Source organism: Arcanobacterium ihumii (assembly GCF_900604515.1).
Classification (GTDB): Bacteria; Actinomycetota; Actinomycetes; order Actinomycetales; family Actinomycetaceae; genus Arcanobacterium_A; species Arcanobacterium_A ihumii.
In genome coordinates this window covers 620857-638908 of sequence record NZ_UWOS01000001.1, presented here as the reverse complement: position 1 = coordinate 638908, position 18052 = coordinate 620857, and the positions used below count along the sequence as shown (strand labels likewise).

General features: G+C 47.8%; 14 protein-coding genes. 7 read left to right on the top strand and 7 right to left on the bottom strand.

All coding sequences use genetic code 11. The features are described 5' to 3' along the window. The first annotated feature begins 64 nt into the window (after positions 1 to 64). From EIH22_RS02865 to EIH22_RS02855, 3 genes are all read left to right on the top strand, one after another. Positions 65 to 571: a sigma-70 family RNA polymerase sigma factor gene (locus EIH22_RS02865; RefSeq protein ID WP_235001779.1), complete on the top strand. Its 507-nt coding sequence runs from the start codon at positions 65 to 67 to the stop codon at positions 569 to 571. Beyond that, on the top strand, positions 568 to 1377 hold the full coding sequence (locus EIH22_RS02860) for an anti-sigma factor (RefSeq protein WP_124054297.1): 810 nt from the start codon (positions 568 to 570) through the stop codon (positions 1375 to 1377). Before EIH22_RS02865 ends, EIH22_RS02860 begins: the two co-directional genes overlap by 4 nt. A gap of 191 nt (positions 1378 to 1568) precedes the next feature. Beyond that, positions 1569 to 4307 (top strand): TIGR03773 family transporter-associated surface protein, encoded by a 2739-nt coding sequence (locus tag EIH22_RS02855; RefSeq protein ID WP_124054296.1) that lies wholly within the window; start codon positions 1569 to 1571, stop codon positions 4305 to 4307. 192 nt (positions 4308 to 4499) lie between these two features. Here the strand turns inward: EIH22_RS02855 and EIH22_RS02850 are convergent, their stop codons facing one another. Further along, on the bottom strand, positions 4500 to 5822 hold the full coding sequence (locus EIH22_RS02850) for a hypothetical protein (RefSeq protein ID WP_124054295.1): 1323 nt from the start codon (positions 5820 to 5822) through the stop codon (positions 4500 to 4502). A gap of 211 nt (positions 5823 to 6033) precedes the next feature. Between EIH22_RS02850 and EIH22_RS02845 the strand changes: the two genes are divergently transcribed. Continuing rightward, complete coding sequence (locus EIH22_RS02845) at positions 6034 to 6252, top strand: hypothetical protein (protein ID WP_124054294.1); 219 nt, start codon at positions 6034 to 6036, stop codon at positions 6250 to 6252. A 21-nt stretch (positions 6253 to 6273) separates the two neighbouring features. Further along, on the top strand, positions 6274 to 6498 hold the full coding sequence (locus tag EIH22_RS02840) for a hypothetical protein (protein ID WP_124054293.1): 225 nt from the start codon (positions 6274 to 6276) through the stop codon (positions 6496 to 6498). A 107-nt stretch (positions 6499 to 6605) separates the two neighbouring features. On the opposite strand, the gene EIH22_RS02835 is transcribed toward EIH22_RS02840, so the two are convergent. Beyond that, positions 6606 to 7514 (bottom strand): GIY-YIG nuclease family protein, encoded by a 909-nt coding sequence (locus EIH22_RS02835; protein ID WP_124054292.1) that lies wholly within the window; start codon positions 7512 to 7514, stop codon positions 6606 to 6608. Positions 7515 to 7847: 333 nt separating this feature from the next. On the opposite strand from EIH22_RS02835, the gene EIH22_RS02830 reads away from it, so the two are divergent. Together EIH22_RS02830 and EIH22_RS02825 are read left to right on the top strand one after the other, a co-directional pair. Continuing rightward, entirely contained in the window at positions 7848 to 8696 is an 849-nt protein-coding gene (locus EIH22_RS02830; RefSeq protein ID WP_124054291.1) for a hypothetical protein, read from the top strand. Positions 8697 to 8699: 3 nt separating this feature from the next. Beyond that, positions 8700 to 9197, top strand: a complete 498-nt coding sequence (locus tag EIH22_RS02825) for a PIN domain-containing protein (RefSeq protein ID WP_124054290.1) — start codon at positions 8700 to 8702, stop codon at positions 9195 to 9197. A 255-nt stretch (positions 9198 to 9452) separates the two neighbouring features. Here EIH22_RS02825 and EIH22_RS02820 read toward each other — a convergent pair whose 3' ends face one another. The 5 genes from EIH22_RS02820 to EIH22_RS02800 all read right to left on the bottom strand — a co-directional run bounded on the left by EIH22_RS02820 (position 9453) and on the right by EIH22_RS02800 (position 18026). Further along, entirely contained in the window at positions 9453 to 10508 is a 1056-nt protein-coding gene (locus EIH22_RS02820) for an AbiH family protein (RefSeq protein ID WP_160149007.1), read from the bottom strand. Between the two features lie 156 nt (positions 10509 to 10664). Beyond that, the gene (locus EIH22_RS02815; protein WP_235001778.1) at positions 10665 to 13103 is read right to left on the bottom strand and encodes an AAA family ATPase; all 2439 of its coding nucleotides are present in this window, start codon (positions 13101 to 13103) and stop codon (positions 10665 to 10667) included. Next, on the bottom strand, positions 13103 to 16072 hold the full coding sequence (locus tag EIH22_RS02810; RefSeq protein WP_124054287.1) for a restriction endonuclease: 2970 nt from the start codon (positions 16070 to 16072) through the stop codon (positions 13103 to 13105). Before EIH22_RS02810 ends, EIH22_RS02815 begins: the two co-directional genes overlap by 1 nt. Before the next feature lie 8 nt (positions 16073 to 16080). Continuing rightward, entirely contained in the window at positions 16081 to 16803 is a 723-nt protein-coding gene (locus EIH22_RS02805) for a site-specific DNA-methyltransferase (RefSeq protein WP_235001746.1), read from the bottom strand. Positions 16804 to 16874: 71 nt separating this feature from the next. Then, the gene (locus EIH22_RS02800) at positions 16875 to 18026 is read right to left on the bottom strand and encodes a site-specific DNA-methyltransferase (RefSeq protein WP_124054285.1); all 1152 of its coding nucleotides are present in this window, start codon (positions 18024 to 18026) and stop codon (positions 16875 to 16877) included. Positions 18027 to 18052 lie beyond the last annotated feature (26 nt).

The following is an 18052-nucleotide window of genomic DNA, read 5'->3' as shown; positions in this document are numbered from 1 at the left end:
TGTAAAGGTAAACGAATATGATGAAGCTGTGATAACCGATATTGATTCTGCTCTTTTGCTAAAAATGGCGGCCGGTGACCGTGAAGCCTTTGCGAACGTTTACGACCGCTGGAGTGGCAAAATATTGGTGCTTATCGTGTCGATCCTGGTGGACTATGCGCAAAGCGAGGAGGTGCTTCAGGAAGTTTTCCTTGAAGTATGGCAGCGGGCGTCGTCTTTCGATCCGGATCGTGGTTCAGCACGTGCATTCTTGGTGACGTTAGCACGGCGGCGAGCCATCGACCGGGTACGTTCCTCTCAAGCTGCACGCAATCGTGAGGAACGCCAGCTTCCCGAACCTGACTATGATCAGACGTTATCTGAGGTAGAGGAAAGGATTGTGGCGAGTGATGTGCGCGCAGTGCTTAACGAGGTTGGAGAGCCACACAAGTCCACAATTGAGTTGGCGTTCCTAACGGGTTACAAGTATTCAGAAATAGCGCAGATGCAAGGGATTCCACTTGGCACCGTCAAGACTAGAATCCGTGATGGTTTAGCAAAAATGAGGAAGTTGATGGAGGGGGAGCGATGAACGAACGTGAACGTGACCGCGCTGGTTCAGAGCGGGTCTTTGGTGAAGATCCAGTTCAGAGATATAACTCTGGATTGCCTCAGGAGGCAGATGTGAATCTGGATTCGACTGAACATTATGTGTTTGGCAGTCCTGAAGCCGAGGTTGTGGGTGCATTGGGTGCGTCTTTGAAGCCGATGACGCCGAGTGCTCACGTACGCGAAAACCTGCTGGACTCGATTGTGAACCTTCCTCAAGAACCAGCTACGCGAAGTGACCAGGCAGAAACTAAGGCGGAAGTTACGGACTTGGCAACGCGGCGTCGTCGCTGGAAACAGGCGACGATCAACATTGCTGCTTCAGTTGTGTTGGTAACGGCAGGCGTTGGAGTTGGCCGTTGGAGCGCAATGGACTCCATGCAATCAATGGAGCAAGTCAATCATTATGCCGAGCTTAACCAGGCACAGGATGTTGAGCGCACGATGACGACGATGGACGACGGACACAAAGTGACGTTGACCTGGTCGAAGTCAATGGATATGGCTGCGGTAACTTTCCCTGCGGAACTTCGTGCGCCACGTGGTAGGAGCCTGCAAGTGTGGGTAGAAATGAATGGAAAAGTATCCTCTGGTGGAATGTATGCGCCAGGAAAAGACGGTAGTTTTTCGTTTGTACATTTGATGCCAGAGCCAGGCGATCGGGTATTCGTGACAGTGGAGCCGGGTGAAGGTTCGATGGCGCCTACGTCACCAGCGATTATCGAATGGACGATCGGTGCGGACGGGAAAGCTAATGTGCCGGGAAATGATTCGGTGCGGGGATTGTGAAGCTATACCAGGAACTCTAATAGATAAAGCAGGTGGTAGATACCATCTCTAATAAGAACGATACGCAATAAGAAATAAGTGTCACACCTTTCGCTCTTGAGAAAGATTCTAAACAAAGTAAAATTAGTCGCAACCTATAGTAGTGATAGTCGTTATCACAAAATGGCACAGGAAATACTAGGAAGAATCAGATGAGCATCTCAAACCCGCAGGCACACGAGCCTCGGTTGCAGCGAAATAATCTTGGAATAAAGATTATCTTCGCTTTCTTGGCAACATTTGCGCTCGTATTTGCCCCAATGACGACAAAAGCCTTTGGGCAGACGATTATTGATCGTAATCATACCGATGCGTTCTATGTAGACATCACTGGGAACAAGCCCAAGGTGATGATTCGAAACGGTATCAATAATGATCTGTATAGCATGGATAACTCGGAGATCCGTATTGCTGACTACGCTTATAAGAACGATGAAAAATGTGCTGAGTTCTTTGAGCTTTTCGACAATGGATACTACCCACAACTCGGTGAGGCAAGCAAGAATGGCTACTACAGTGCTTGTGGTGCTGCCGGTGCTGAGCCGGGCATGAGCGCTCCTGGTCAAGATGACCTTGGTGTTAAAGTGAAGGTCAAGTTCACGAAGGTCACTGGCCCGGGTAAGATTAGCTTCTTTAACAACAATGAGATGCCTGCTCAGGATGATGGCTCGGATGCCATTCTTCCATTCATGGAAAGCGGCAATCTATTTATCCAAGCCGGCGATGTGATGTCGATTCCAGGTCACCAGCACGGACACTGGTACTTTGAGCATTCCGGAAAGTATACGCTAACCGGCCGCGCGATCGTCATTAAGAAAGACGGTTCTCAAGTATTATCTGATTCTTTCACGCTCACGTTCAACGTGCTGAAGAATGCCGGCGATGAACGACCTGCTCAAGCCGTGAAGGTTTTGTCCGAAATTCCAGATACTGCTGATCTCCCGGCCAAACCGTCGCCTACGAATCCAGCGCCTACGAATCCAGGTTCTGGCGACGACGCGAACGGCAGTGACACCACGCCCTCACCAACTCAACCAGGAGAACCGCAGCCGAATGAACCGCAACCCGGTAGCGGGGACACAGGTGGTACGTCCCCCGATACAAACTCGCCTGTACCTGGAACACCTGGAACGACGTCGTCACCCCGCTTGGTGCTGAGTAAAGGACATATCGACCTTTTCCACGTGATTGCGAAAGATGGAAAACTCGTTCTGAACGCGAAGGACGACACGGGATCGAGCCCTGTTGAACGCAAGGCTGAAGATATTATCGTGCACGTGGGGTCGCAGTCTAAAACCGATCTTCCACAAAAATTCGCCGGAATGTTCGGCGTTTCGGCAGGTTATCTGCTTGGGCAGAATGGGGATAAGCAAGGGGTGCTCCCATTCCCTGGTTGGGATACTGGCGCGGTGCGTCCTAATTTCGATGCGATTGATCTTGACTTCCTAGAAGTGAAAGGCCCGGGCAAGGTATTTACTTACCAAGTTGGTGGTTTTACTACCCCGAAGTCGCCCCTCGCTTCTGGAAAGTTCGAGCTATTGAGTGGTGATAAGATCCACCAAGCTCAGCCGGGACATGTGCACACCAACTGGATTTTCACGAAGCCGGGCGTCTACACGATGAAGATGCGGGCGAAGGATGCGCGCGCTGGCGCGTCTGCGGTATCAAACGAGGCAACTTATGTTTGGTATGTAGGCAATGACGTGCCAAAAGAGCTGATTGATGGTACATACAAGGGCGATCCGAGCGAGGTACAGCCATCTCCAGGTGACGTACAGCCTAATCCGGGGGATGTGCAACCGACGCCAGGCACGAACGATGGGCTTCCAAATAATGGCGTTCCAAACGATAATGGTACTGGTACTAACCCAGGCGTACCGTCTCCGCAGCCGGTTCCTGGACCGGCACCTCAGCCTTCGTCGGGAAGTACTCCTGGAGCTCCGGCGCATGGTAGCGGTGCCGCTACTGCGGCTCCTGCGGTGAACCATCCGCAGTACGTTGATGCGATTGTGCCGTTGATTAAAGATGACCGCTCGCAACCAGCGAAATGGGTAAATCCGAGTTCGCTCGCGTTTGCGATTGGTGACGCGGGTCGTGCAACGACTACGGAGAATATTGGGCGTATTCCAGCTGGCACTGCAGTGTGGATGATTTCAAATAGCCAAGTGGCGGGTGTGCCGTGGGTGGGCATTAACTCCCAACATCCAACACTCCTTGCGAAGACGACTGGTCATTTGAAGCTGACGCTTACCTCGTTCTCGGGTCCGGGCGCGATGGAAGTATTTTATTCGAACAACTTTGGAGGCGCGGGTCAGCGTATTTTCTCGGGCGTGAATGGCTCGGCAGGTGGCTCAATCGTGCTTAACCCGAATGTGCACGCGCATCCGAACTGGGTGTTTACCAAGGCGGGAACGTATCGGGTGGGAATTACCACCACGGCGACGCTCAAGAATGGCAAAACGGTGTCCAACACCGGCACCTTGGTGTTTAATGTTGGTTCGGCCGACGGCGTGACCAGCGGTCATTTCGATTTCGGGGCGGCGATTGGTCAAGCTCTTGTGGGCTCTGCGGGAACTGGTACAGGACGCGGCGGCATGGGCGGCGGCACGGTGGCCACGAATGTGCTGGGTTCACTTAATGATGCGCTCGCGGGCAATGATGCTGCCCTGGCTGGCGATGCTGGCTTGGGTAATAATGCTGTTGCGGGTGGCGAGAATGCTGGCGTGAAGTCGCTGAGCGGCGCAGGTTTGGACGATACCATGGCGAGTTCCGACGGCGCGGGCTCTGGATGGTCGACCACCAATGTTCTGATAGGGGCTGGCGTCGTGTTGCTGCTGGTAAATGCAGTTTTGCAGGCAATGCGCCTCGTGCAAACGCGCCGGATGGCTTAGGGATCGGGTTGCCCTAGAGATTCGTAAGTAAATCCGGACGACGATGGACGTGTGGTTACACTTCAAAGTGTGGCGCGCGTCCGTCGTTGTTTTTTGGGCGTCGGTCCAAAACGGTTGTGTTGACTGTGCTCGACAAGATTGTCGAAAATCGTTGAGTTGTCGAGTATTTTGGTGAGGTTTGAGACCTTGCGATCACCGGCGTCGTAGCTTGGTTGGGGGCTTGGGTGAATGACTCTTATTGAGTGACCTCGCTGCATGCTGGCGTCGCATCACGCGATACCTTGGCCAGAATTTATCTGCATACATTTGTACTTCAGATATTTCGGATGCACTGGTGTAATCAGAAATATCTCCGAAATCATTGGAACTTCTGTTGGAATTGGCGTGACCTTTGTAAGTGGAAACAACGATTCTAGCGATTTCTTCGCTTATATGATCGCGGACATCTTGATTTTCTTTTCTTAGCCGGTTGCTCAGCCGTTTTATATCTTCAATGATAATCTTTTTAATCCTTTTTAACCGCCATTGATAATACTTTGCGAGCAGCGGAATGGATTTAATTGTCTTTGGGTAAAAAATAATCGCAGTCCAGATTAGCAGGCTGAACACTCCTAAAATACTTGATGGTGTGATCAGGCTTTGAGGAAACAGTTTTTGGATGATGATCAGTATGATTAATGCTGCCAAAGAAGATTGTGCCAAGAATATTATGCGTAAGAATATGAATTTTGATTGGCCATAGATCTTATTTTTAGCGGCTCCTTCGATTCCTATGACCGCAAATAATGGTTGAATAGCTAAAAGTAACATACCTGCCGGTCCAATCTTCGTCGTAAGTGCTACAGCAATAGTTGCCATCAGTAGGGAGGATAGGTAAAACGCGCTGACGACGAGCCGGCGAGGTCCTTCTTGTTGGATTCTTCCTTTCTCTACTGCGGCCGCAAGGTCGATACGAGTCAACAAGGAAAAGTTGTCAATGAACTGTTGAATAGGGAGCGGATTAGATCGAGGGATGAACCAAGCGATAAGGATAGCCGCAACAAACAGTAATCCGTTGACAACAATCAAATATGCTGGTGCCGGTGGAATTTTTAGAGGATTATTTCCATCGACGATCGACACATATGGTGCTAAAAAAGCAGAGAAACTGAATGTACAGGCGAGCAATGCAATGTAAAATACCACGTCAAGGCTGGTCTTATATTTATTTTCACTTCTCACTTGTTTTATGAATAAGTCATGTTGTGTATGTTTTTCAGCGAAAAGGGCTGGGAATGCTTTTGCGGCAAAAATAAGAGGAACCAGCATTTCGGTGAGAGCTGTAAGGGTGGAGTAAAGATCGGCAACTTCCTTCTTACATTGTATGAAGGGAAAGACTGTTGAACGCCATATCCAGGCACAAAGGATCAAAATGAATATAACGCCAACGGTAACTGCTGGAAACAGCACAATCGAATTGAATGGTTGTTGTGATGGATTATTTTGTTCGCCGTTGTTTGGCTTGTCGGCTGTCATTGTGAGCCTCCATATGAATCAACAAGCAATAGGTATTAAGTATGTGTTGATTATATATATGGAATAGCAGAGCGGTGTCACACCGGAGACGGAGTAAGCTCGCAGGTAGGTTGGATATGGCAGAACACGGTTTGGCTGAGCAATAGAGCTGGACATTCATGCAAAGGGGCTTGGGGTGGAGCATAAAAGAAAAGCTGTGCAGGACAGAACGATGACGGAAGAATCAGTTGCTGATGAATTCATTGCGCTGAGAGATGCATACCATCGAGCTCGTTTGGTACAGCGCGCGCGTATTGTGGCAGCGCTGGAAGGTGTGGGTTTCGTCGTCGTCAATAATGGTCGCGCCGGACGAGGGCTGCGCAAGTACACGAGTGGGCGACGGCTGGATCCTCCGTTTGACCTCACCGGCTGGCAATGGGTTGAGGCATGACGGGAGGACGTACAGGTGCTGGTGAATTTGCAGTCGCTTGACGAGGATCCGAATTCTGGGGATGTGCATGCGCTGGTAGATCGGGTAAGTATTGAGGTGAATCCAGGTGGCAAGCGTACGACGCCGCGCGATCCGTTGGTGGAACAGGCACTGACGGCGTTTGAGCTCCCGTTAAGTGAAGAGGATCTTGAGGAGCTCGTGCGGATGGTTCTGGATGAGTGCAAGGCGGCGCATCTAGGGAGATGATGGGCGATATGAACTGGCTTTGTATTCATAGATGGAATACAGAATCGGAGAGCCAGAGAGTGTGAGTTTGACCTTGTTGCAAAGTATCGAGAAGAACGTGAGCGAAGCTATTCTCCCCGCCTCTCAAGTTCCGCAAGCGTGACGCCGTCTTCCGTTTTCCATGCCGCCATACCGCTAACCGAAGCGCCGACGACGAATGCCGCCGCTCCCGAGGGACTAGCGAGCAACACGTCTTTGACCAGGGTAGAGGTTGAAGAGTCGATAGCGTCGCGGTAGCGCTCGCGTTGTTTGAGCGCAGAACCAGGAGCCGTGTTGGTGAATTCCGATTCCGGGCGGAGTTTGGAGCCGGCGAGCACGGCGAATCCATCCGAGGTCTGCCGTCCGGTGGCCTGCGCGCTTCCCCAGGTGAGATATAGTAACGGTTCGACGGTGGCAGTGGCTTTGGCGTCGGTGAGTTCGCGGGGATTTTCCGGTGTAACGCTACGTGCCTCATTGAACGGATCGAAGACGCGATAACCAAGCACGCCGATGAGTAGCTTGGCGTTGGTGATAAATTCGTCCAGCTCAGCGCGTTTTTCTTCTGTCACTTTGCCGATTGAGGGATCGTTCCCGTTGGCGACGTCGTAGCGTCCCGCATCGCGTGCCATCTGTGTGAAGCGGTGTTCAAGGTAGCTGATCTCGGTGGGGCCGAACGAATCATTGGAAGTGATCAGAGCGATCGCGTGGGTCCAGTAGTCAAGTTTTTCCTCGCGATGTTCGATGATTCTGGCGAGTACACCTTGGCCGTTCTTGCGTTCGCAGGCTTGGCCAATGTATACCTTTGTTTCGTCGGAATCGTCAGTGCCAAAGAGGAAGTAGACGCCGGTTTGGCGTAAGTCGTCACGGTCTCGAGAGGTTTCGATTGTGGTGCGGGGCAACAGGAAGACGACGCCGGTCCAGTTGCTGAGCGATGCTTTCTTACGTCCCGCAGCGGTACCGTCCAGAAGGAAAAGTTCGATTGTTTTAGGCGTGGGCATGGGGCGGAGGCTCCTGCTATGTGCGTGTATATTATTGCTAATAGACTGATTCTATCGCGCTTCCATGCTTGAAGAATTCAGTGGTAATTTTTCGAAAAGTTGCTCCTTGCCTTCGGGAGAGCTAGGGCGTGAGTGTGATTCTTTGTGCCATAGATCAAATATTATCTTTGAGCGTCACTAGAAACAGGCATTTTCTGGTGATAAAGTAACTGCATTAGTGCGCTCGCAAGGATAGACTTTAGCTGTTTCTTCAAATGCAGAGGGCAGATGACTATTATAGCATCTCGAGCAGTCGATGATACGAGCGTTTACTTGTGCAGGGAGGTGGTCACGATGGCGATGAAGTTTGAGTTCCACATGGTTAATGCCGAATGGCCCAATGGCATGATTCCTCTTGCTGATCTCAACCGTATTAGCGCTAGCCTGCAAAGCTTGACCTCGCAACTTGGTCGAGGCGTGACTAACGCTTCTCAGCAGGGCAGGTTGCCAAAAGAAGCGCAAGAACTCGCGAACTTTATGATCGGTATCGAAAATGGCTCCACATCGATAGTAATCGAACGCCAGAGCAATGAGGAATACCTTATCGACCCTATTGGTGACGACATCGATGCCCGATTTAACGAGCAAATGATGCTGTTGTGGGATGGTAAAACCAGCGCAGATAACACTGGGGAAGCAAAATCTCGGCAGCAACTGATCAAAGCCTTCTCCTTAACCGGCGCAAGCGTGGAGTTTAAGTCTGACGGCGAAAGCAAGTTCACTCTGTCGTCCAGCCGCCTAAGCGAGATTGCTGCTTCGTCGTCGCAACTAATTGATGACTTTCCTATAGCGGTAGTCCAAGTAGAAGGGATGCTCTCCCGCCTCGATATCAGCAAAGGATTGCTCGTCACCGATAATTCTGGCCATTCATGCAAGGTGAACACGGTTGATGATCCAACGAGCTTCAAGGATCTATTCGGCACTTGGGTGCGAGTTTCTGGCGTGGCTACAAAATTCACATCTTCGGGCTATCCTTCACAGCTGGAAGATGCCACCATCGAGGCAACCCAGCTTCCTTTTGAGCCGGTGACTAATGTGGGTCTGGAAGATCTTCTCAGTGCTCCTCGCCCTGCTTATCCCGGCACAGTTTCCCTTTCTGCCGACGAAGCAGACGAGTTTATCGCCCTGATGATGAAAGGGTGAGCTATGAGCGCCGATACTAACCGCCTCAAGAGCTCTTACCTTGAAAACCTCGTATTGTTAGATACCGGCGTTTTCTCTTTACTCCGAATGACTGGTAAGCAGACGAAAAACCATATTCAAGAACTCGATTCCTGGCAACGCACGCTAGCGGGAGCTCAGTTTCTTATCTCTTTTCAGATACGAGCGGAAATCTTGTATGGGGCGTACAAAAACCATTGGGGTAACTCTCGGATAGAGCGGGCAGTTGAGATTTTAGATTCAACAGTGACGATTCCGGCTTCTTCTGAAGTGATTGAGGCTGCCGCACGGTTGCGAGCCGATGCTGAGGCACGCGGCCAAGCCATACACAATAAGGTGCACACTGGGGATCTTTGGATCGCGGCATGCGCGATTGCGTACGACATTCCCTTAGCAACCACCGATACAATTTTCCGGGGTCTTCCGGAACTTAACGTGATCGAGATTGATGATGAGCAGGGGAATGGCTTATTGCTGGTCTGATTGTCATGGCGAATTATGACGGTACGGGACACTTTCTGATATCCGTGACGGGAGCGCGGGCGTTCGCATCGGCAGAGAACACGTTGGTTATGAGAGTGAAAGGCTTCGGTGACGCCAGAGCGTGTGTAAAAATTGGTGCGTTTTTGGGAAAATCGAAGTTATTGACTGTGAAGCGGAACTATTGAAGATGGCCTTTAGTTTCGCAGAGGTGCTCGGCATTTATAGTGCCAGTTATAATGTCGCCGATCCGATTCCTTACAAATTGAGGAGGGTGCGCTCGTCCGAATCGCTATAAGAAATGACGATCGTCTTTTCTTTAAGTTTATTTACGTGGTCTGGATCTGATATCTCTGAGACGTCACGAAATTTTTCGAAGACGTCATCAGCGGTGGCTTTTTTATTCTCGTCTGGATTCCACCAATATATAAGTAGTGATGATTTTCCTAGCACTACTTGTTTCGCAATATTTTTCCACCACCATTGGTCAGTCGCCCCAATTGAGCAACCAAAAATAATAAAGAGACTCGTATCGTTGAATAGTTCGCCATAACGGAAATTCAACTGTGCGACGTACGGTTTCACTAAGGGCTTTAGTTCTTGAGAGGGCTTGGAAGGGGAATTATCGTCAAACCCGAAGAGCATAGAGCGTGGTATATCCATGTAACCATGGGGGTGTACAAGCTCAGTCGCAATATAGCTTGATGACTTGGGTTCCCAGCCTGGCGTTGTAATTAATTTATGGGGGTCATAGTCAAATTCGAAGTTTCGGTCAACATGTTCATGCGGTTCGGGGTCGAATTGTTCAAAATCGAGGAAAAGGTAATTATCCAGTAGCGGCGTGTAGTTGAAATTGACGACATAAAAATTGAAGATTTCGTAGTATGTTTGTTTCCCAGCAAATGGGATTTTCTTAAGATTCTCCGCATCGCGAATATCGTACAAGAGTTGTGAGTATGTTTTATTTGCAAGTTCGCCTCGTTGCGCATGGCCACTTAAGTGTGTCATTAGGTCGCTGGTTACAACACGATTTAAGAAATGTGAAAAGGCGTCTCGTACTTCTATTGCGGCGGAACAAATTGTCGCCAGTTCTGCCTGGGGGTGTTCCTTTGTCAAGGTTTCGATGGACAATTCGAGGTCGCTCCAATTTGCATCGCCTCGCGATTGAAGATCCCCCATTTTCTGGAGAATTAGGTTGTCTACTGATATGTCGCGAATTTGGCAGAAATCAAAAAAGTCTTTGTATGAAGTAGTTGGTAGCTGTTTGTAATGATGCAAGACTTGGAGGTCAAAACCGTTGCCGACGATCATCATGATATTATTCTGCTCTTTGGCTTCGCTATAGAATTCTTTGTAGTTTCTATATCCCATAGTGTCTCCTAATATGAAAGTGCAAATTTATATATCGTCTCTGCTCTTGTGGCAATATGGCTGTTTGGTTTAGTTTATTATAGGATTTATATGGACATTTTATGATTCCTTGAAATTTTCTAGGACTTCCTGGGTCATTTTGTTCATGGAAGCACGAATAGGCTGAACATCCTCTTTACTATTAGCCAATCTCCCAGGGATGTGGTTTGGCGCAACGATGTGGATGAAAACGAGTGCTTCGCGGATAAAGCGCAAGTAATTATCGGGCGAAAGCGTCGGAAGTAACCCGTAGTTACATGACATAATCTGAAAATGAGAGTGGGAATCTGGGTTGATGTATGGGCGTGCTGGGAAAGTGTTTAAGAAGTTAGCGATTCTGGCGGTATATGAATCCTCAAAGAGCGCGCGCGTCTGAGGTGAAGAAACTACGTCAGTAGGTTTGCTTTGGCCCAACTCGAAAGAGGCGAACCCTTCCCAGACACGTCGGAATCTATTGCTAACCTCATTATCGATCATTGAAGAAATATTATCTTTTGCAATATCGAATAGGTATTGAAGGTGACCTTTGTATATATCGTGTTCAGAGACATTAAACTCCGATAATTTTCCATCACGTCCGAGTCGCCACGCTATGCGGTTGCCGTGAAGCTGGTCCTTCAGTAAGTTTTCCAATTGCCAGACTACGGAAATGTCATGAGTCAAAATTATACATTTGCTAGATTGGTGCTCCTTCGAATGAATTTGGTGTAGGAGAAATGAAATTAATGCTGTAACACCATACTTATTATCGAAATCGAAGCTGGAAATAGGGTCATCAAGGACTATGAGTTTTCCTGCACCCAGATCCTTTCTGAAATCTCCTCCTTCGACTGTTTTAACAAAAAAGTAACAGAGGCCTAAAATATTCTTTTCGCCTGTTGAAAGGTGCGAGGGGTTTACCTGTGATCCGCGGTTTATTACGTCATAGCCGGGATTGCCATCTTCTCGTACTTTGAGCTTTATTGCATCATTGCCGAATGCAATGCGTAGTAGTTCATTTATATCGTTGACAGCGATATCATGCCTTTTTATACTCGCTTCGAGCTGTATTTTTTCTGTATTAAGCGAATTAATCTTTTCATCGAGTTTTTGGGCAGCGTCGTTCAGCTTATTGTATTGTGATTGTGCTTCGTTTAGCCGTACAATGATGTCCTTTGCTTCAAAACTTGAGAGTAGAATATTGATGTTCTTTGCTTCCTCGATCAATTGATTCAGGGAATCGGGTAAGGAATTGTAGGCAGAGATGCGATTATTGATTTCTTCTACCGATACGTTTAAAGCCTGCAATACCAATGTAAAATCAATGTTACTGATGGTATAAGTCTCTTGTGGCTTTGAGAGTTTATTGTCGATCTGAAGATTTACTTCTTTTTGGAGTGCCACATACTGCTGAAGTAAGGATCGAAAATTGTCAATATCAATATGACCTGATATTGCTTCACTAATCACTCTGTTTGGATCGTTATCCTCAGGTAGCTTCAAAAACTCGAGTTGTTTTTGGACATCTGATTCGGTGAGTTTGGATAAGCGCTCGTCGATAGCTTGTGCAAATCGTTCGCGAAAATCTGTGGGCAGATTTTGAAAACAATGTGGACAAGTGGTGATTCCTTCACGGAAAACTTCATGCCGGCGCGTTTTAAGTTCTTCAACACTTAAACTAGATATAAGCTGATCGATCCAACTTGCGTCATCTGCTAATTTAGGGGATAAATCCTGCTGGAGTAGATTCTCAATCTGTTCAAGGTTGCTTGGTAATGAATAAGTGGACAGGCTCTTTTCAATTCTTTTTGCGTTTTTCGCAGTGGATATCTTATGTCTTAACTCAGAGAACTTCTTACCGTAAGAGTGATATTCGTCCACTGTAGGAGGCTTTATGCTGATAATAGCTTCTTTTGTTTGCTGGGTGAGGTTTAAACGTGACTGTATGCTGTCAGATCGAAGTCTCCATGAACTATATGTTCCTCCTGAAGTTGATTTCAATGCACCATCAAGATCTCGATGTGTCGCATTGATGTCTTTTTGGAGGAGATCCAGGTCAGAGTGTTTTTGATTCGATTCTGACTCGAAACTAACGATTTCCTTATCTAATTTAGCCAGCTTATCGCTGGCTCCAGCGCTTTCTCCTATCAAGATAATAGGAGCTACGCTGCCCATTTCGTCATCGAGATTCGGTAGCTCGCTGATGTTATTGCGGATGAAGTTATCGTCGAAGACCACAACGGGTACTTCTTCGGTGGTGTCAATTTTTGTTCCATTGAGTGATTTAAGAGTAATATTCCCTGGGTGGCTACGTTCGTTCATTGGAACCTGTAGGCTGAGTAATGACTTAGTGAGTGTGCTTTTCCCAGATCCGTTCAACCCGTAGACAAGTGCTGTTCCACTCTTTATAAGTTCGTTTCCTTTCTTTGTATGTCTAATAAAGAACGGAAGGTCACATTCTTTGTCCTGCAAATGGGGATATTTAATAGAGATTGTTGCAATCTGTGAAATATCGATCATCACAAATTCCACCCTTCAGGGCTCGATTTCTTGTAATCAATTCCAAGCGCTTCAAAGTGTTTCTTCGCAGCGTCAATCTTTGCTTGTTCCTTCGGGCGTAGCAACGCCGAATTTGCTGTGCTCTTCGTTTCGCGCACCATGTAAATTCGGTCTTCACCGTCTACATGTTTAACAATCGCCCAATCAGGATTGTATGGGCCAACCGGAGTATCGATCTTAAACTTAGGCGGAAGCTTCGTAAAGAGTTTTATATCCTCACGGCTGTCGAGAATCTCAGCAAACTTCTTTTCAGTGCCGGAATCGAACACCACATAGTCAAAATCGGTCTTTTGCTCGTTCTTGACCTTGTAGAGATTATCTAAGAAGTATGCTTTTTCTTTTTCACCATCTTGCTGAAGCTCACGTAACGAATATACGCTGCCGCCAATTCGCTCATACTGGATGCCTTCGCTTACAACCTCAGCCAGTTCGTCCTGGATAGCTTCAGTCACCAGCTTGATGAAGTCGTTGGGGTTACCGATGAATTCATTAAGTCTGCCAGATCCAATAAGAATATCTACGATTGTTTTGCGTGTGAGAGATGTAGCCTCCTGAAGCTGTTTCACAATGTCGGGAAGCGGATAACTACCGCGGAGATCAGCAGAGCGTTGCGAAGTTTCATCCGCATGCGCCCCGCCGCGCTCAATACGTAACTGTGCTTTTGTCACTTGAATACGTAGCGGTTCAATATACTCGATCTTCTTAATCCGCTTAATGGCATTGGTGATCAACTCGTCGCTATTAAACCGCACACTGTATGTTGTCTTCGCACTAATCGCTGCCCAAAATGCTTCAAATTCGGGTGAATCGTAAATCTGCTTGTTGAGTATTCTCGTCACTCGATGTCGCGTCGATTTTACGATTCGCTCGATTTTTAGATCCTTTAACCGCTCAATGATGAGCTGCTCAATGGGCGAAAATTCAGCGGATAAGTCCAGACTGAAATCAGGTACCTCTGGTGCAAATTTCTCTGTGAGATGCCCTTTAGCGTCAATGATTTCGTTGTCTTTGAGCTGATTCCATATTTCTTTGGAACGGGTAAATCCGAGGTTGATGACTTCTACACCGTTGTTCCAAGGAAGATCAGTGAACTCATTTTCCCTCACCACGCCAATTTTTATGCCTGCTTTTTCGTATTCGTTCTGCAAGGCGTTAGCGAATTCTTTGTAACTTTCATCGGCGACGACGGTCAGTTGCGCTACTGCCCGATCTGACACACGTTCACCAGCTGCGTTAACGGGAAGGCGCAAACCGCGGCCGATTGTTTGACGTCGTTCGGTTTCGCTTCCCATTTCACGGAGTGTACAGATCTGGAACACATTGGGATTATCCCAACCTTCACGAAGAGCAGAATGACTGAAGATGAAACGTACTGGTTCTTCCTCGGAGAGCAAGCGCTCCTTGTCTTTCATAATCAGATCATAGGAGTCGTCATCCTTACCGGTCATGCCTGAGGTGTCGCCATACACGCCTTTCTTGATCTGTGAAAAGTATGCGCGGCGATAGTTGATAGGGCTCTCTTGTAAAAACTCACGTATGCGCGGATTGCGTTCGCGTTCTTCTTCAAAAATTTGATCAAAGTATTGTACAAATTTCCCGTCGGCATCTTCATTTGAGCCGCCTTCGCCTAGATAACTTGCTACTTTATCGACGAAGAATAAGCTCAGCACTTTGATTCCGCGCGGGCGAAGCATTGTTTCTTTGCGGAAATGTTCGCGGATTGTTTCGCGAATCATCTCGCGGTACACAGCATCTTGGCTACCGCCAATTTGTTCGCCAATCTGCAACAGTCCGTGATTTGAAAGTTCAATGTACGGCGGCTCGAGGCTTACTTCGTTAATTCTCCAGTTTCCTGAGTATGCATCATTGTCAGTAGCACGAGCGAGGTCAAGGCCCTGTGCTACCCACTTTGAGGAACGGGAAACCGTTCCGTCTTGCTTACGAATATTGAGCTCAAGCTTTGCTTCCCATTTTTTGGGGCCGTGGCGTACGCCCAATAACTTGATATAAGGAGTAGTGTTTGTTCCGCTTTGGAGAGTTTCAGCAATCGCAATGCCTTTCACCAGCTCAAGGTTATGGGCTGCTACTGGATCAAGCTGATATACGAGGTTGCGATGCTTCTTATGGGTCGCTGAATAACGGAGTGTAAAAGCAGGGGTGAGGTCTTTGACCGACGATTTGGATAGGTCAGACTCCATATTTTGAGGTTCATCCATGATCACGATCGGTTTGACGGCGCGGAGGAAATCCACGGGGCGAAGGCCGTTGAGACGGTCACGTTGCTGATGGAAAATGCGACTTTTCGCGTCGCCTTTAATTGCGGCGACCGTCATCACCATGATCTGGATAGAGGTAGACGTCGCAAAGCTCTGAACTTGTTCCGCATCCTTTCCCGAATACACGAAATGGTCAAAATTCAAGGTAGGGTAAAGTTTCTTGAAATGATCTTTCATCAAGTCAATACTTGAGTTGACGCCTTCGCGAATAGCTACTGATGGCACAAGAATTACGAACTTCGTGAAGTTGTATTTCTTGGCTAGCTCAAAGATAGTGCGCAGATACACGTAGGTTTTTCCTGTGCCTGTCTCCATTTCGATATCGAATTGAAGGCCATCCACAAGCGATGCAGACTCTGGTAAACCGTTGTATTCTTGACGGCGCTTTAGGTTATCAAGGATCGTCGCCTCGCCTAACATAAGATTATTGCCGATGGCTCCGATTTCTTGCTGAATTTCAGAAGCTGCACTCACTCCGAACTGTTCATCGGCTCCTGGCAGTCTACTTTGCCCAAGAACGATGGGAAGTGAATGCCGCCCTAAGAGTGCTTCAGTCAGTTTCCCTGAATCGTATGGTTGACCCTCGAAAAGGTCTACCACCGTGTTGATCGCGTCAAGCTGGTAGCCATAATTCTCGTCGAATTTCAGTTTCATTGGTTGCCTCACGCGGTCCAGAGTTCAACGTGATTGATCTTGCACATCTGCACCAGGTTCGTTTTTAGCTCATCGTTGCCTTTGAAGGTGTCTTCGAGGATCACGAAGCGTGCCGGCTTCTTATCGATAAACGCACGAAGTTGCTCCAAAGTTGGGGACTGATGCTCATCGAGGTAGGCCAGCATGGCTAGCTCGCCTTCATCGTCACGGACGGCGCGAAGGCTGACGCCAGAAACCTCGATATTGTCAACTGTTTCCGTGAGCGACATGCCCTGTTTTAGGAGAAGCTCGGTGAAGAGATCGTCGATGCGTGATTCATCTGAGGCAGAATCCACCGTTGAGAGTAGTTCGCCCTGTAGCTCAGTTTCGGTGGCGTCACTTCCTATATTCCACTTTGTAAAGTTCGTGTCAGTGAGCTTGTATGCACGGAAGCCGATGTCGAGATCTGTGCGGCCGTCGAGCTTGGCTTTTTCTTCCGCGAGAATCTTTTCACCTGCGCGGCGAATGCGCTCGCGGGAGATTTCAGGGATCGTGGAATAGCCTGCCTTACGAGCTTCAGACTTTTCACTTGTAGGCTCTGGAAGCTGAACCATAATGAATTTACGATTTCCGCCATCCTCGGCGTTCAACTGTATGACGGCGTGGGCAGTTGTGGAGGATCCAGCGAAGAAATCGAGTATGTAGCAGTCCTTATCATAGTTTGTTGAGAAAGATGCTAGGAATTGGATCAAATTTACGGGTTTGGGAAACGCGAAGAGTTTATTTTGAAATATAGAAACGATTTCTTTCGTCCCGTTCTGTGTCATTCCAACAATCGAGGGGGGGGAAGCAAGGTGCTCACAGGCTTGTAGCCAAATGAATCTCCTCGTTTTTTGATATCGTCTTCTTTCCAATACCTAAGCACTGGTCTGGTTATTTTTAAAAAGTCGTAGTCGTTGGGGAAGATTATTCGGTGATTCAAAAGGTAATGTTCGAGCGTTTCATGGGTGATTGCCCACGTGCGATTTGGATTTGCTGGAAATTCTTCTCCATTTTTAGGATTCACTATCGTGAAGAAGCTTTTCGGACGTTCTTCGGCAGAGGTTTGCTTGGTTAAATCGTGATAGCGCCAAGGTCTTCCTGGGAAATCCTCAGTTTCATAATACTTTCCTTGGTCAGATTCCACTCCGGCTAAATAGTTTTGTTTCGCATAGCAGAGAATGTATTCAAAGTCTTGAGAGATTCCGAAAGGAACGTCAGATTTTGCCGTACGCTTTCTCCAAGGAAACGTTGCAACATAACAGTTTTCACCGAATATTTCGTCGCATAGCTTTCTTAGCTGAGCTTGTTCGTGATCGTCAATGGAGATAAAAATGACTCCATCATCGGTGAGTAAATTTCGCGCAAGCTTGAGGCGCGGATACATCATATTGAGCCAATTGGAGTGATATCGTCCTTCAGCTTCTGAGTTGCTGGATACTTTCTTGCCTTCGCCGTTTACCTGTTCAGTCCACTCAAGATAATTCTTCATGCCGTCACGGAAATCATCTTTGTAAACGAAATCTTCGCCCGTGTTATACGGCGGATCAATGTAAATCATTTTGATTTTGCCGTAGTAGTGGTTCTGAAGAACTTTGAGTACTTCGAGGTTGTCGCCCTCGATAAACACGTTCTGAGTGGTATCCCAATTCTTGGAGTTCTCGAAGTCGGGCTGAAGTGTGGCAGTAGTGGGAGTCTGAGCTGTGCGAATCGCTTGCTTCTTCCCTGGCCAGAATAGACCAAAGCGCTCAGGGGAACTAGATACGTCGTCGCTAAGAAGTTCTTTTAACTTTTCGAAGTCGATTTTTCCGTCCGCTACTGCTTCGGGAGCGAGATCGGCAATTTGCTCTGCAAGTTCGGTGCGAAAATCTGGCGAAGCGGGTGAAATCTCGTTAATGTCGTCCGTTTCTTCGTAAACGTCAAAATCGTCTGTCATAGTTAATCTCCTGTTACCAATATTTA

Coding starts and splice junctions, on each gene's coding strand:
- EIH22_RS02865 (WP_235001779.1), top strand. CDS start 65: ATGGCGGCCGGTGACCGTGAAGCCTTTGCGAACGTTTACGACCGCTGG.
- EIH22_RS02860 (WP_124054297.1), top strand. CDS start 568: ATGAACGAACGTGAACGTGACCGCGCTGGTTCAGAGCGGGTCTTTGGT.
- EIH22_RS02855 (WP_124054296.1), top strand. CDS start 1,569: ATGAGCATCTCAAACCCGCAGGCACACGAGCCTCGGTTGCAGCGAAAT.
- EIH22_RS02850 (WP_124054295.1), bottom strand. CDS start 5,822: ATGACAGCCGACAAGCCAAACAACGGCGAACAAAATAATCCATCACAA.
- EIH22_RS02845 (WP_124054294.1), top strand. CDS start 6,034: ATGACGGAAGAATCAGTTGCTGATGAATTCATTGCGCTGAGAGATGCA.
- EIH22_RS02835 (WP_124054292.1), bottom strand. CDS start 7,514: ATGCCCACGCCTAAAACAATCGAACTTTTCCTTCTGGACGGTACCGCT.
- EIH22_RS02830 (WP_124054291.1), top strand. CDS start 7,848: ATGGCGATGAAGTTTGAGTTCCACATGGTTAATGCCGAATGGCCCAAT.
- EIH22_RS02825 (WP_124054290.1), top strand. CDS start 8,700: ATGAGCGCCGATACTAACCGCCTCAAGAGCTCTTACCTTGAAAACCTC.
- EIH22_RS02820 (WP_160149007.1), bottom strand. CDS start 10,508: ATGATGATCGTCGGCAACGGTTTTGACCTCCAAGTCTTGCATCATTAC.
- EIH22_RS02815 (WP_235001778.1), bottom strand. CDS start 13,103: ATGATCGATATTTCACAGATTGCAACAATCTCTATTAAATATCCCCAT.
- EIH22_RS02810 (WP_124054287.1), bottom strand. CDS start 16,072: ATGAAACTGAAATTCGACGAGAATTATGGCTACCAGCTTGACGCGATC.
- EIH22_RS02800 (WP_124054285.1), bottom strand. CDS start 18,026: ATGACAGACGATTTTGACGTTTACGAAGAAACGGACGACATTAACGAG.